The sequence below is a fragment of the Janthinobacterium sp. 61 genome (genome assembly GCF_002846335.1).
Lineage (GTDB): Bacteria > Pseudomonadota > Gammaproteobacteria > Burkholderiales > Burkholderiaceae_D > Janthinobacterium.
The window spans coordinates 2,111,051-2,125,400 of sequence record NZ_PJMQ01000001.1 but is presented as its reverse complement, the minus strand read 5'-3'; the positions used below and the strand labels follow the sequence as shown (position 1 = coordinate 2,125,400).

The window sequence follows — 14,350 nt, the reverse complement described above, 5'->3', positions numbered from 1 at the left end:
TGCGCAGGAGTGCAATCCATGAAAAAAGGCGGAATACATTGTTGAAAGCAGATCCACATCCCACCTTGGCCGCGCGCGCCGGATCATGGCTGCGCTGCGCTTTGCCGGCCTTGCTGCTGTGCGCCACGGTGGCCCATGCCGCCGGCCCTACGCTGGAGGCGGAGTTTGTTTCTGGTTTGAAGGAAGAGGGCCTGGCGGGCGCCGTCTGGAGCGAAGTCTTGCCAGATGGGACAGTCAAAGTTGGCGCGTCCGGTCAGCGCGATGTCGCCAAGAAATTGCCCATGCAGGCGGACACGCGCGTGCAGGTGGGTTCCGTGGGCAAGGTGGCGCTGGCGCTGGGCGTCTTGCGCCTGGTCAGCGAAGACAGGCTCACGCTCGACACGCCCTTGCAGCAGGTGCTGCCGGAACTGGCGCTGAAAAACCCGTGGCAGACCGGCGACCCCGTGCGCATCCGTCACCTGCTGGCGCATACGTCCGGCCTGGACAATGTGCGCTTCTGGCAGGCGTTCAGCCTGAACCCGGCACCGGAAACGCCGCTGGCCGAGTCTTTTGACGGCGACGGCAATCTGCTGCGCGTGCGCGCCCGGCCCGGCAGCCGCTATGCGTATTCCAATATGGGCTATGGCTTGCTGGGCATGGTGATCGAAAAAGTCACGGGCCAGCCCTACGAACGCTATCTCGATGCGCAGCTGCTGCAGCCGCTGGGCATGGCGGACAGCACGTTTGGCTTCGTCACGCAGACAGGCGCGCATGCGGATCCGCGCCTGGCCATGGGCCACTTCGAGCATGGCGTGGCGCAACCGGCCGTGCCGCAGTATTTGCGTCCGGCCGCGCAATTTACCACCACGGCGGCCGACATGGGCAAGCTGGCGCAATTCCTGATGGGCGACGGCAAGTTGCAGGGCAAGCGCTTCATCGACCTGGCGCTGATGGGCGCCTTGTCCGAACCGGCCGGCACGGATGCGGCGCAGGCGGGCCTGGCAACGGGCCACGGCCTGGCGTTGGCCGTACGCGACCGCCATAATGTGGTGGGCGCTTGCCACCCGGGCACGGCCGTGGGTTTCCGCGCCATGCTGTGCATCTACCCGGAGCAGGACAGCGCCTTCTTCGTGGCCTTCAATACGGATGCGGAGCAGGCCGACTATGAACGCTTCAACCGTCTGCTGCTGCGCGACCTGGAGCTGCCGCTGCGCGCGCCGGCTCCGCAGGGCACGCCCGCCCCCACGGTGGAAAACTGGCAGGGTGTGTACGTGCCGTCGCCCAGCCCCATGGCCAGCATGGCCTGGGTCGATGCCGTCTTCGGCTTTACGCGCCTGAAATGGGATGGCGAGTCGCTGTTCCTGATCCCGTTCCAGGGCGAGCCGAAGGAACTGGAACCGGTGGGCGGCTTGCTGTTCCGCGCCAGCGACCGCAGCACCGCGTCGCATGTGCTGATGCAAGAGGATGGCAAGCATATCCTCAGCGACGGCTTGCGCAGCTATGAGCGGGTGTCGATGCTGCGCATGCTGGTCTTGTGGGGCAGCCTGGCCCTGGGCATGGCGGGCTTGCTGTATGTGCTGGTGGTGGGCGTCTGGCGCGCCGCACTGCGCAGCCTGCGACGGGGCGACCATCTGTTCGCGCCCCTGCTGTCTCTGTTGTCGCTGCTCTTGCCCCTGCCGCTGTTCTATTTCCAGTCTTACCTGCGCCTGGGCGATGTCACTGTCGCCAGCGTGCTGCTGGCGCTGGTCACGGGTGCGCTGCCGCTGGCCATGGCGTTTGGCCTGGCGCGCTGCTGGCGCAGCCGCGGCACGGCGGCCGAGGCCGGCTCGTGGGCGAAATGGGATTGGGTAGGCTTGCTGGCGGCATTGCAACTGCTGCTGGTGCTGGCCTGGTGGGGCTTGCTGCCGCTGCGACTGTGGCAGTTGTAGTCGCTGTAGCGGGCCGTCAGCGCCAGACTTGCAGCAGCCGTCGCCACCAGCGTTGCGCCGGCGTGGCCTTGGGGCCGCGTTCGGCGCGCCCGTCGCGCTTGGCGCGATAGCTGGCCGCCGCCATTTGCAGGCCGATGAGGTCCATCGCCGCCATCGCCTCGGCTTCCTGCTGAGACAAGCCGTGCAGCAAAGCTTGCTTCCAGGGTTCGAGCAGGAAGGCAGCACGCAGGGCGTCGTCCGTGTACAGCCTTGCCAAATAGGTTTCCAGTGCGGCGGAACTCATGCGCACCGCCCCGCGCGCAAGGCAGCGCGCGCCAGTTCCAGCTGACCCAGCACATGGTCGAACGACGGGTAATTGCCGTCGCGTTCGACGATCACCGTCAGGGGCTGCGGCGCATGGCGCGCCAGCAAGGTCAATAAAGCGAAGACGGCGGGCGGTACATCGTGCAAATGGTCGTCCAGCAAGCGCTTGCCAGCGCCGCCTGGCGCGGCTATCCAGTGGCCGCCACTCAGGTGCACGGCGCCGACCCTGGCCAGGGGCAGGCGCAGCAGCAGTTCCTCCGGCGCCTCGCCAAAATTGACGGCATTCGCATACAGGTTGTGCAGGTCCAGCAGCAGCGGCACTTGCGCGCCGTGGATAATCTGCGCCAGCCATGCGGCTTCAGCCATCGTGCTGGCGGGAGGCTGGACCAGGGTGGCGATGTTTTCCATCAGCGGCGCACTGCCGACGATGCGGGTGGCCAGCGCGATATTGGCCACGGCGCCGGCGGCGGTGTGCGGCGTGCGCGGCGGCGCCGCCAGATGGCCGATTTCGACGCCGCCCGCGCGCACGAAACTCAGATGCTCGGACCATGACTCCGCCTGTACCGTCTTCATCAGGCGCGCCATCGCATGCAGGCGGCGCGGGTCGGCGGGAATGCTTGACGCCAGTCCCATGCCCACGCTGTGCAGGCTCAGCGGCACCTGGCGCGCCAGGCTGCACAGGGCGGCGATGCCTGCGCGCGGGGCGTGGTAATAATCGTCGGCGATCACTTCCAGTATGTCGATCTGCGCCAGGTTGGACAGGATGCCGGCAGCCAGTTCGCCGCGCCAGCCCAGGCCGACGCGGTCGCGTGCGGCCCCCTTGCTAGCTGCCACAGCCGCCGCCACCGCCGCAACCTCCGCAGCCGCTGCCGCACGAAGAGCCGCCGCCGTCGCCGCCCGAGGAGGAGCCGCCCGAGTCGCCCGTGCCGCCGGACGACGCGTCGCCGCCCGTGCTTTGCCGGGGCACGGGGTACAGCTCGGCGACATACGCGTACACCGACGGCGGCAGGGCGCCGATGCCGAAGATGGCGGCCAGCAGTGCCATGTCGCCACTGCTGCTGCCCGCCTGCAGGCGTGATGCGCGCATGTTCAGGCGGCTAAACAGCATGCGCAGGTCGGTCAGCAGCCGCTGCGCGCCCCAACTGGCCGTTCGCTTGCGCAAGCCGCGCAGCTTGAGCAAAAATATCGCCAGCAGCAGTGCCAGGAACAGCAGGTTGTAGTGCCCGTTGCCGATGGCGATGACGGCCTTGACGGCGGCCACCGTCAGCAGCAGGTAGTGTGCGACCCAGGTGATGCGTTCGCGCCGGCGCAGCAGCGGCGGGCCGAGCAGCAATTCCTGCTGCGTCAAGCTGTCCTGGTAGGCGCGGCACGAAGGCAGTGTGTCGGCCTGCACGGCCAGTTCCTTGCTGTGGCCCTGGCGGCCCAGGTAGAGCCGCAGCACGTCGCGTTCGATGTCATGGCTGGCGAAGCGCAGGCTGTCGGCGCTGGCCGTTTCCAGCAGCGGACCTTGGGCGCGCAGCAAGCCGCGGTCGACCAGCACGATCGCGGCAATTTTCACCGCTTCGAGGGCGCCGCCGCGCAGGAAGGCGATGCGGTAGGGATCATCGGCCAGCGACAGCTGGGCGTGCGGATTGCGCAATTCCTGGCGTATCAGCCATTCGCGCGCGAGGTAGTACACGAGCAGGCCGAAAACCAGGTAGGCCAGCAGGAACCACGGCCCGCTCCAGTCAAACGGATTCGCGCCGTTCACTGCATGTGCTCCGCGTGCTCGCGCAAGCGTTCGGTAATGGTCATCAGGCCAGTAAAGGCGGGCCGGGCCTGGCCCGGCGCCAGGCGCGCCGTTTCGCGCGCCGTCGACATGGCTTGCAAGGCAGAGTACAGGGCAGGTTCGCCCAGCTGGTCGACAAACGCTTCGAGCGCTTGCTTGCCAGATAGCGGCGCCCGGCCATCGAGCTGCGCTAGCGAGGCTGCGGCCGAGCGCAGCGGGCCGGCAGCGTCGGCGATGGCGCCGGCCAGCTGTTCTTCGTTCAGGCTGAGCAGCAGATAGCGTTCGCGCATGCGCACTTGCTGGTTCAGCAGCACTTGCCGCAGCCGGCGCAGCACGGCGTCGCGGCTGGTATGCAGGCTGGCGAAGGGATCATTGCCCAGCAGCACTTGATGGCGCGCAATAATATCGGCAAACTTGACGGCGAAGGCGTCGGCCGCATCCGTCAATTCGTTTTCAAGCAGGAACATCACTTGCAAATCGATGGCGGCGTGCGCCATGCGCAAGGGCCCGCGCAGCGCATCGGCCGCTGGCGGCGCAAAGCGCTTGAGCAGCAACAGCAGGTTGACGTCGGACGTGGCGCGTAGCTGGCCGTCGGCGGCCGAGCCAAACAGCACGGCGGCGACAAGGTCATCCCCGAATGCCGTTTGCGCGGCGGCGACAAACAAGTCCAGATGGCGTTGTACCTCTTCTGGCAGCGATGGCGGCATGCGGTGTTCTTTCACGGTGGGCAAGCTTGGTAATCACAAGTTTGCAATATAGCAAAAATATGCGATCGTGCGCGCACCACCAGGCGCCAAGTCAGGTCAATACGTTCAGCAAGCCATCGAGACCCACAAAGTTCAGCGCCACATCGGCCTGCGAGCGCACCACGGGCTTGGCGCGGAAGGCGACCGACAGGCCGGCGATGCCCATCATTTTCAAGTCGTTGGCGCCGTCGCCCATGACGATGGCCTGCGATGGCGTAATGCCCAGATCCGCGCAGACTCTTTCCACCGTGCGCTGCTTTTCTTCGGCGTCGACGATGCCCCCTAACACTTTCCCCGTCAGCTTGCCATCGACTATTTCCAGCTCGTTCGCGTGCGTGTAGTCGAGGCCCAGGCGCTGCTTCAGGCGCTCGGTGAAGAAGGTGAAGCCGCCCGATACCAGCAGGGTTTTCAGGCCGGCCTTCTGTACGGCCGCCAGCATTTTTTCGGCGCCAGGCGACAGTTTCAGGCGCTCGTCGTAGACGCGCTGCAAGGCCGACGCGTCGAGGCCTTCGAGCAGGGCCACGCGCTGCTTCAAGCTGGCGGCGAAATCGAGCTCGCCGCGCATGGCCGCTTCCGTGATGGCCGCCACCTGCGGCTTGAGACCCTGCATGTCGGCGATTTCATCGATGCACTCGATGGTGATCAGGGTCGAATCCATGTCCATCGCCACCAGCTTGAATTCACTCAGTTCGCGCTGGCCCATCATGTAGGTGGCGTCCAGCTGGGCCGCCTGGGCCGCCACCTCGATGGTGGGGCGCAGCGCGGGCGAATAGGCGATCTTTTCGCAGCGCACGGCGTTTGGGCCCAGGCGCGTGATGGACGTCGGCGCGGCCAGGGCGGCGATGCGATCGAGCCTGGCCATGTCGCCGTCGAGACCCTGCAGGATCAGATTCATGGTGATGGAAGTCGTGTTGGTCATGGGGCAGTCCTGCATAGATTATCGAAATTGTTTACACCGTCAATTGCTTGATGGTGGTCTTGATCTGCGTCACGCGCGCGGCCAGGTCGGGCATGGCGGCCGTGATTTTCAGCTTGTCCTGGCCATGCAGCTTGATATGGCGGTTCTTCTGGATCAGGTCGATGATGCGCATCGGGTCGATGGGGGGCTTGGCCATGAATTGCAGGGTGGCCGCCTCGCCATGCACGTCGATCTTGACGATGCCCACGGTTTTCGCGGCGATGCGCAGGCGGTGCGTCTCGATCAGCGCTTTCACGGGGTCGGGCAGCTTGCCGAAGCGGTCGATCAGTTCTTCCTGGATATCGTCGATCTTCTCCTGCGTGGCGCAGTTGGCCAGGCGCTTGTAGATCGACAGGCGCTCGTGCACGTCGCCGCAGAAGTCCGCCGGCAGCAGGGCCGGCACGTGCAGGTTGATTTCCGTCGTCGAGGCCAGCGGTGCGGCCAGGTCCGGCTCCTTGCCCGCTTTCAGCGAGCGCACGGCTTCGTTGAGCATGTCCGAATACAGCTGGAAGCCGATTTCCGTCATCTCGCCCGACTGGCTCTCGCCCAGCACCTCGCCGGCGCCGCGAATTTCCAGGTCGTGCATGGCCAGGTAAAAGCCGCTGCCCAGTTCTTCCATCTGCTGGATGGCGTCCAGGCGGCGCTGCGCCAGTTTCGTGAGGCCCTGCACGTCGTGCACCAGCAGGTAGGCGTAGGCCTGGTGATGCGAGCGTCCGACCCGGCCGCGCAGCTGGTGCAGCTGCGCCAGGCCGAACTTGTCGGCGCGGTGCATGATGATGGTGTTCGCCGTCGGCACGTCGATGCCCGTTTCAATGATCGTCGTGCACAGCAAAATGTTGAAACGCTGGGCGACGAAGTCGCGCATGACCTTTTCCAGGTCGCGCTCGTGCATCTGGCCGTGCGCCACGGCGATGCGCGCCTCGGGCAGCAGTTCCGTCAGCATGGCCAGGCGGTTCTGGATGGTTTCCACCTCGTTGTGCAGGAAGTAGATCTGGCCACCCCGTTTGAGCTCGCGCAGGCACGCTTCGCGGATGATGGCTTCGCCCTCGCTGCGCACGAACGTCTTGATGGCCAGGCGCTTTTGCGGTGCCGTGGCGATGATGGAAAAGTCGCGCAAGCCTTCCAGCGCCATGCCCAGGGTGCGGGGAATCGGCGTGGCCGTCAGGGTCAGCACGTCCACTTCCGCGCGCAAGGCCTTCAAGGCTTCCTTCTGGCGCACGCCGAACCTGTGTTCCTCGTCGATGATGACCAGACCCAGTCGGGTAAATTTGACGTCGTCCGACAGCAGTTTATGCGTGCCGATGACGATATCGATCGTGCCGTCGGCCATGCCCTTGAATGCCTGCGTGATCTCCTTGCCGCTGCGGAAGCGCGACAATTCCGCGATGCGCACGGGCCAGTCGGCAAAGCGGTCGGCGAAGGTTTGCGCGTGCTGCTCCGCCAGCAGGGTGGTGGGCGCCAGTATCGCTACCTGCTTGCCGCCCATGACGGCGATGAAGGCGGCGCGCAAGGCCACTTCCGTCTTGCCGAAGCCGACGTCGCCGCAGACAAGGCGGTCCATCGGTTTGCCGGAAGTCATGTCCTTGATGACGTTGTGGATGGCCTCGGCCTGGTCCGGCGTTTCGTCGAAGCCGAAGCTGTCGGCGAAGCGCTGGTAGTCGTGCGCGGAGAATTCGAAGGAGTGGCCCTGGCGCAGCGCGCGGCGCGCGTACAGGTTGAGCAGCTCGGCGGCCGTGTCGCGTACCTGTTCGGCTGCACGTTTTTTGGCTTTTTCCCACTGGCCCGAGCCGAGCGAGTGCAATGGCGCGTCTTCCGGCGAGGCGCCCGAATAGCGTGAGATCACATGCAGCTGCGACACGGGCACATACAGTTTCGTGTCCTTGGCGTATTCCAGGTGCAAAAATTCCGTCTCGCCTTCGCCCAGGTCCATGCTGGTCAGGCCCATGTAGCGCCCGATGCCATGGTTGATGTGCACCACGGGGTCGCCGATTTTCAGCTCCGACAGGTCGCGCACCATCGATTCGACCTGCGTCACGCCTTCCTGTTTCTTGGTGCCGACGCGGCGGCCGGAACCGGCATACAGCTCCGTCTCGGTGATGAAGGCCAGATTGCCTTCTGGCGTAAACAGTTCGAAACCCGCGTGCAGCGGCGCCACGCCCAGCATCAGCTTGGCGTCGGACTGCAGGAAGCCGTCGCAGCCTTCCACTGGTGTCAGGTGCAGATCGTATTCGGTAAAGTACTGCTGCAGGGTTTCGCGGCGGCCGTTCGATTCGGCGCAGATCATCACGCGGCGGCCCGATTGCAGCAGATAGCTGCGCAGGTTGGCCAGCGGGTCGTCGGCGCGGCGGTTGACGGCGATGTTCGGCACGGGCGCCGACAGTTCGGAGGCCAGGGCGTCGTTCGACTTCGTGATGGCCAGGCGCGGATACGGCTTGGCCAGGCCGAAGAACTGTTCGTCGGACAGGAATAGCGCTTCGGGCGGCAGGATCGGCCGCTCGCGGTCCGCCTTCAAAAAACGGTAGCGCGACTGGGTATCGGTCCAGAAGCGCCCGATGGCCGCATCGATCTCGCCTACCAGGGCCAGCGAGGCGTCAGGCGGCAGGTAGTCGAACAGGGTGGCCGTCTGCTCGAAGAACAAGGGCAGATAGTATTCGATGCCGGCCGAGGCGATGCCGCTGCTGATGTCCTTGTAGACGACCGAGCGCGATGGATCGCCCTCGAACTGCTCGCGCCAGCGGTTGCGGAAGGTCGTGCGCGCCGCTTCGTCCATGGGGAATTCACGCCCCGGCAGCAGCCGCACTTCGTGCACGGGGTAGAGCGAGCGCTGGGTGTCGGCGTCGAAGGTGCGGATGGTTTCGATGGTGTCGCCGAACAGGTCCAGCCGGTAAGGCAGGGCCGAGCCCATGGGGAACAGGTCGAGCAGGCCGCCGCGCACCGAGTATTCGCCGGGCGACATCACTTGCGAGACATGGCTGTAGCCGGCCAGGGTCAGTTGCGACTTCAATCGTGCTTCGTCGAGCTTTTCGCCCTTCTTGAAGAAGAAGGTGTAGGCGGCCAAAAAGGACGGTGGCGCCAGGCGCACCAGCGCCGTTGTGGCCGGCACGATCAGCACGTCGCACTGGCGCGTCTGGATTTCGTGCAGGGTGGCCAGACGTTCAGAGACCAGGTCCTGGTGCGGCGAAAAGGCGTCGTAGGGAAGGGTTTCCCAGTCCGGCAGCAGATGGCAGCGCAGTTCCGTGCCGCCAAACCACGGGATTTCATCGAGCAGGCGCTGGCCGTCGCTGGCCTGCGCCACCACAACGGCCAGCATCTGGCCCCGCGCTTTCAAGGCCAAAGCGGCCAGCGCCAGGGCATAGGCGTCGGATGAACCATACAGGGCGGGCAGCGCGTAGCGGTTGCCAGGCTTGGGGAGAGCTTTTTTTAAGTCTAAGGACATGCAGGCGATGACACTAGTGGCAGAGGCAGTTGAGTGGGACAGCTGTGGTGCGCGCAGCGCCGCCAGTGACGGCGCTGACAGGCGAGATTATAGACCATCACTTATATCTCCGCGCTTGAGAAAACCGTCGCGAGCGGCAGTGATTTGTGGCCGAGAAGCGCAACTGTGCTTGAGCACAGTGAGCATCGCAGGCCGCAAAGCGCGACGCGCAGCAGGTTTTATCATGCGCGGACATTGGCAATGCCGAAGGGGACGTGCACCATCGGGATGGTGCCGCCCGCCGATTTCAGGTGGCTCAGCTGGTCGTCAAAGAAAATATGCGGCTTGAACACGGCCAGCACGCGCGACTTGTCCATGCCGCCGAGGAAAAATGTCTCATCGGCCGCCACACCCCAGCTTTTCAGGGTCGTCACGACCCGTTCGTGCGACGGTGCGTTGCGCGCCGTGATGATGGCAATGCGCAGTATCTTCTTGTAGCCGGGGTCGCGCCGCTGCGCCTTTTCTTCCAGGCGCTGCATGGTGGCCAGTTTCTGGAACAGGTCGGCCAGCGGGCCGGGGCGGTGCGGCGTGCCCACGTTCAGGGTTTCATGGGCGTGGAATTCATCGACGTCATTGTTGCGCTTGAACACGGTTTCCGCTTCGTCGTCGGCGATCACGCCGTCGAAATCGAAGGCCACGCGCAGTTCTTCGTCGTTTTCGTCGTCTTCCGTGCGCGACGGCAGCACCAGCCCGGCCGGATAGTTGCAGGCCAGCGCGCTGCGCACGTCGTCTTCATTCGCGCTGAGGAAGAGCGAGGCGTTGAAGGCGGGCAGGTAGGGGTAGGGCGACTTGCCCGTCATGAAGGCGGCGCGCGAAATGTCCAGGCCATAGTGGGCGATGCTGTGCATGACGCGCAAGCCCGTTTCGGGCGAATTGCGCGAAAACAGCACCACTTCCACGGGCGACTGGCGCGGATAGTGTTTGTTGATGTTCAGGAAGCGGCGGATGAAGGGAAAGGCCACGCCGCGCGGCAAAACCGTGTCGATATGCGTTTCCTGGTACTTGCGGTATTCCTCGGGGCCGTTGTCGAGGTAGACCTGGTGCGATTCGGCCAGGTCGAACAGGGCGCTGGAAGCGACCCCGATCACCAGTTTGTGTTCGATAGGATAAGCCATGCTGTTCCTGTGGTGTACGTGTTGACTATCTTATACGACTATGAACTGCGCAGCCAGTAGTGGCGCACGGGGATTTTTTTGCACCAAAGCTGGGCGCCAGGCCATTTTTTCTGACCGCTGTGCAATACGCGCCACAGTAAAGAAATAAATCTTGTTTTGTATCAAGTATGTATCAGCCATAAACATATTTTTCCTCTATGCTTCCACTTATGAATTCTCGCCAATTGTAACGAAGCGTACGCCCCATCCCCGCCACCTTTATACAAGTGTCAGCTGTTTTACTCGAACATGCCAGCCCGAACCTCGCCAGCAGTCGTCGTGACTTTATAAAGGACCTAGCCATGTTTAAGAATTTACTGATCAAATGGAAGCTGGCGACCCTCGTCGCCGTGATGATGGCGGCCTTGCTGGTGGTGGGCATCTGCGGTTACACGGGTATCGCCACCGTGGGCACCGCAGTCAATGAAATCGGCGTGGTGCGCCTGCCGTCGATCCAGGGCTTGATGATGATCAGCGAAGGCCAGACGGCCGTCGCTGCCGCCACCCTGACGGCCGCCATCTATGAAAACAATTACCAGGCGCAAGACAAGTTCGCGGAAGCACTGCAGCTGCGCACCAAGGCCTGGAGCAATATCGAGGCGGGCCGCAAGCTGTACGAGCCGTTGCCGCAGACGCCGGAGGAAGCCGTGCTGTGGAAGCGCTTCCAGGGCGAGTGGACGGCCTGGAAGGCGGACGACGACAGGGTGCGCGCCATCCTGCGCCAGCTGGCCGACAATCGCGACGAGCAGCAGCAAAAGACCCTGTTCGTGGCGTTCTACAAGCAGTATCTGGATTCGCGCAGCCTGTTCGGCAAGGCCGAAGCCACCCTCAATGAGATCATCAAGCTCAATAATGGCGTGGCCGATGCCAGCGTCAAGGATGGCAGCGCTGCCGTGGTGCGTTCGGAAAGCCTGATGCTGCTTCTGGGCTTGCTAGCGTCGGCACTGGGCATCGGCTGCGCCGCCTACATCACGCGCGCCATCACGCAGCCGATCAATTCGGCCGTGAAAGTGGCGCAAACGGTGGCCTCGGGCGACCTGACCAGCCACATCGAGGTGCACACGACGGAAGAAACGGGCCAGCTGCTGCAGGCGCTGAAAGACATGAATTCCAGCCTGGTCAACATCGTCGGCCAGGTGCGCAGCGGTACGGAGACCATCGCCACGGCATCGTCGGAAATTGCCAGCGGCAACCTGGATCTGTCCTCGCGCACGGAAGAGCAGGCCAGCTCGCTGGAAGAGACGGCATCGTCGATGGAGGAGCTGACCTCCACCGTGCGGCAGAACGCCGACAATGCCCAGCAGGCCAACCAGCTGGCGCTGAGTGCTTCCGGCGTCGCCGTGAAGGGCGGTGAGGTGGTGGGCAAGGTGGTCGAGACCATGGAGGCCATCAACGATTCCTCGCGCAAGATCGTCGACATCATTTCCGTCATCGACGGCATCGCCTTCCAGACGAATATTCTGGCCCTGAATGCGGCCGTGGAAGCGGCGCGCGCGGGCGAGCAGGGACGCGGTTTCGCCGTGGTGGCGACAGAAGTGCGCAACCTGGCGCAACGCTCGGCGGCGGCGGCCAAGGAAATCAAGACCCTGATCGGCGACTCCGTGGTGGCGGTCGACGCTGGCAGCAAGCTGGTGGCCGAGGCGGGCAGCACGATGGCCGAAATCGTCTCCAGCGTGCAGCGCGTGACGGACATCATGGCGGAAATCAGCCTGGCGACGCAGGAGCAAAGCTCGGGCATCGACCAAATCAACCAAGCCATCGGCCAGATGGACCAGGTGACGCAGCAAAATGCGGCCCTGGTGGAAGAGGCGGCCGCCGCAGCCGAATCCTTGCAGGAGCAGTCGGGCCAGCTGGCTGGTGTGGTCAGCGTCTTCAAGCTCGATGGCGCACAGGCGCCCGCCGCCCGCACGAAGGCGCCCGCGCCGCGCGCCGTGATGGCCAGCGCCGTACCGAAGCGGCCGGCACCGCGTCCGCCATCGCGACCTGCCGCGGGCCGCCCGGCCCTGCACGCCGTACCGTCCTCGCGCAACAGCGCGCCGCGCGACGACGAGTGGGAAGTGTTCTGATGGATTGACGGCGCCAGCATGCGCTTCCGGACGGCCGCCCTGCGCGGCCGTTTTTGCCTGCGTGCCCACGCGTGCACTGCGGTTACTACTTACTAAAAAAACAGCGTTACATAAATAGCTGTTTTGCTATCTAAGCAAATCTTTTCAAAACTTAACGCGACATTGCTTGTGAGATAACTCACACTGCCTGCCGTACCACCCCTTGTTCCCGCCTCGGCCACATCCCGGCTGCCCCCTTCGCCTGTTGCGTCCGGCCATTCGTGGCAGGCGGCAGCCATTGCCGTCAGCCTTGCATGCGAGTCCGGCGCGATGGCCGATGCACCACACTGAAGGATGCGAATAGATGGCAAATATGAAAATCGGCACGCGCCTGCGCTGCTCCTTTGCGTTGTTGACCTTGCTGCTGCTGGCGACCGCCGCGCTGGGCATGCTGCGTCTGTCGAGCCTGGAACAGCGCATGCGCGACGTGATCGATGATAAATATCCGAAAACCGTGCTGGCGAACGACATCATCAAGAATGTCAACATCATCGCGCGCTCCTCGCGCAACCTGCTCTTGATGAGCGAGCCGCAGCAGCTGGCGCAGGAGCGCGCCACCATCGCCCGGGCTGGCGCCGAAACGGAAAAGGAACTGGCGCAGCTGGACAAGGTGGTGCTGTCGCCACAGGGCCGCCAACTGATGGCGGCCGTGACCCAGGCGCGCGCCGCCTTCAACGGCGGGCGCGACAAGGTGCTGGCCCTGCTGGAAGAGGGCGCGCGCGACGAAGCGGCCAGTTTGCTGCTCGGCACGGTGCGCGGCGAGCAGCTGCGCTACATGGCGGCGCTGGAAAACCTGATCACGCTCCAGCATGAGCTGATGGAGGAGGCGGGCGCCCAGGTGGACGCGGAATACGCCACGGCGCGCAAGATGATGCTGGCGCTGAGCGCGCTGGCCGTGCTGTTCTCGCTCGTCACCGCCTGGCTGGTCACGCGCAGCATCGTCAAGCCGCTGCTGCACGCATTGACAGTGGCGCAGACCGTGGCCGCAGGCGACCTGACATCGACTTTCGGCAGTCACGGCGGCGATGAAACGGGCAAGCTGCTCGACGCGCTGTGCATCATGAACGGCAACCTGCTCGAGATCGTGCAGCAGGTGCGCAGCGGCACGGATACCATCGCCACCGCATCGTCGCAGATCGCGGCCGGCAATATCGACTTGTCGTCGCGCACCGAGGAGCAGGCCAGCGCGCTCGAACAGACGGCGTCGGCCATGGAGGAACTGAGCTCCACCGTGCAGCAGAACGCGGACAATGCGCGCCATGCCAGCGTGCTGGCCATCGAGGCGGCGAACATCGCCGGCGCCGGCGGGCAAGCCGTGGGGCAGGTGATCCATACCATGGACGCCATCAGCGCGTCGTCGGCGCAGATTGCCGACATCATCGGCGTAATCGACATGCTAGCCTTCCAGACGAATATCCTGGCCCTGAATGCGGCCGTGGAAGCGGCGCGCGCGGGCGAGCAGGGGCGCGGCTTTGCCGTCGTGGCGACGGAAGTACGCAACCTGGCACAGCGCAGCGCGGCGGCGGCGCGCGATATCCGTGCCCTGATCGCCAATTCCACCCAGCAGGTTGACGCAGGCGCCGCCCTGGTCGCGCGGGCCGGCGCCACCATGCAGGACGTGGTGGCCGCCGTGGGCCGGGTCAGCCAGATGGTGGCCGACATCACGGCTGCCAGCGCCGAGCAAAGCACGGGCATCGGCCAGGTCAGCCAGGCGGTGCTGCAGATGGATGAAGTGACGCAGCAGAACGCCGCCCTGGTGGAGGAAGCGGCGGCGGCATCGCAATCGCTGGAAGGCGAGGCGGCAAAGCTGCTGCAGGTGGTCAGCGTGTTTCGCCTGCAGCAGGGGCCGGCGGTTCTGGCGGGTCGCCCTGCGCGGGCCGTGCCGCGCCTGCTGGCCTAGTGGCGCGCCTGGCAAGGTTCAGGCGCGGCCCGCG

Annotated in this window: 10 protein-coding genes; 3 read left to right on the top strand and 7 right to left on the bottom strand. The window is 64.7% G+C overall.

The annotated features are described in order from the left end of the window. Positions 1 to 41 precede the first annotated feature (41 nt). On the top strand, positions 42 to 1,907 hold the full coding sequence (locus tag CLU92_RS09690; protein ID WP_180338478.1) for a serine hydrolase: 1,866 nt from the start codon (positions 42 to 44) through the stop codon (positions 1,905 to 1,907). A gap of 16 nt (positions 1,908 to 1,923) precedes the next feature. Here CLU92_RS09690 and CLU92_RS09685 read toward each other — a convergent pair whose 3' ends face one another. From CLU92_RS09685 to CLU92_RS09655, 7 genes are all read right to left on the bottom strand, one after another. Beyond that, a complete protein-coding gene (locus tag CLU92_RS09685) occupies positions 1,924 to 2,190 on the bottom strand; it encodes a hypothetical protein (RefSeq protein WP_101481723.1) in 267 nt (88 codons plus the stop codon). Then, positions 2,187 to 3,044, bottom strand: coding sequence for a DUF692 family multinuclear iron-containing protein (locus CLU92_RS09680; RefSeq protein WP_180338477.1), 858 nt, complete (start codon positions 3,042 to 3,044; stop codon positions 2,187 to 2,189). Before CLU92_RS09680 ends, CLU92_RS09685 begins: the two co-directional genes overlap by 4 nt. Then, complete coding sequence (locus CLU92_RS09675; protein WP_101481721.1) at positions 3,034 to 3,960, bottom strand: TIGR04222 domain-containing membrane protein; 927 nt, start codon at positions 3,958 to 3,960, stop codon at positions 3,034 to 3,036. The genes CLU92_RS09680 and CLU92_RS09675 overlap by 11 nt, the downstream gene beginning before the upstream one ends. Then, positions 3,957 to 4,685, bottom strand: a complete 729-nt coding sequence (locus tag CLU92_RS09670) for a nucleotidyltransferase domain-containing protein (protein ID WP_143452589.1) — start codon at positions 4,683 to 4,685, stop codon at positions 3,957 to 3,959. The genes CLU92_RS09675 and CLU92_RS09670 overlap by 4 nt, the downstream gene beginning before the upstream one ends. 91 nt (positions 4,686 to 4,776) lie before the next feature. Beyond that, positions 4,777 to 5,619, bottom strand: a complete 843-nt coding sequence (serB, locus tag CLU92_RS09665; protein WP_101484591.1) for a phosphoserine phosphatase SerB — start codon at positions 5,617 to 5,619, stop codon at positions 4,777 to 4,779. Positions 5,620 to 5,674: 55 nt separating this feature from the next. After that, a complete protein-coding gene (gene mfd / locus CLU92_RS09660; RefSeq protein ID WP_101481719.1) occupies positions 5,675 to 9,118 on the bottom strand; it encodes a transcription-repair coupling factor in 3,444 nt (1,147 codons plus the stop codon). Between the two features lie 221 nt (positions 9,119 to 9,339). Next, positions 9,340 to 10,272: a 5'-nucleotidase gene (locus tag CLU92_RS09655; RefSeq protein ID WP_101481718.1), complete on the bottom strand. Its 933-nt coding sequence runs from the start codon at positions 10,270 to 10,272 to the stop codon at positions 9,340 to 9,342. Between the two features lie 341 nt (positions 10,273 to 10,613). Between CLU92_RS09655 and CLU92_RS09650 the strand changes: the two genes are divergently transcribed. Together CLU92_RS09650 and CLU92_RS28425 are read left to right on the top strand one after the other, a co-directional pair. After that, positions 10,614 to 12,377, top strand: a complete 1,764-nt coding sequence (locus tag CLU92_RS09650; RefSeq protein WP_101481717.1) for a methyl-accepting chemotaxis protein — start codon at positions 10,614 to 10,616, stop codon at positions 12,375 to 12,377. Between the two features lie 343 nt (positions 12,378 to 12,720). Further along, entirely contained in the window at positions 12,721 to 14,316 is a 1,596-nt protein-coding gene (locus CLU92_RS28425; protein WP_101481716.1) for a methyl-accepting chemotaxis protein, read from the top strand. Positions 14,317 to 14,350: the final 34 nt, after the last annotated feature.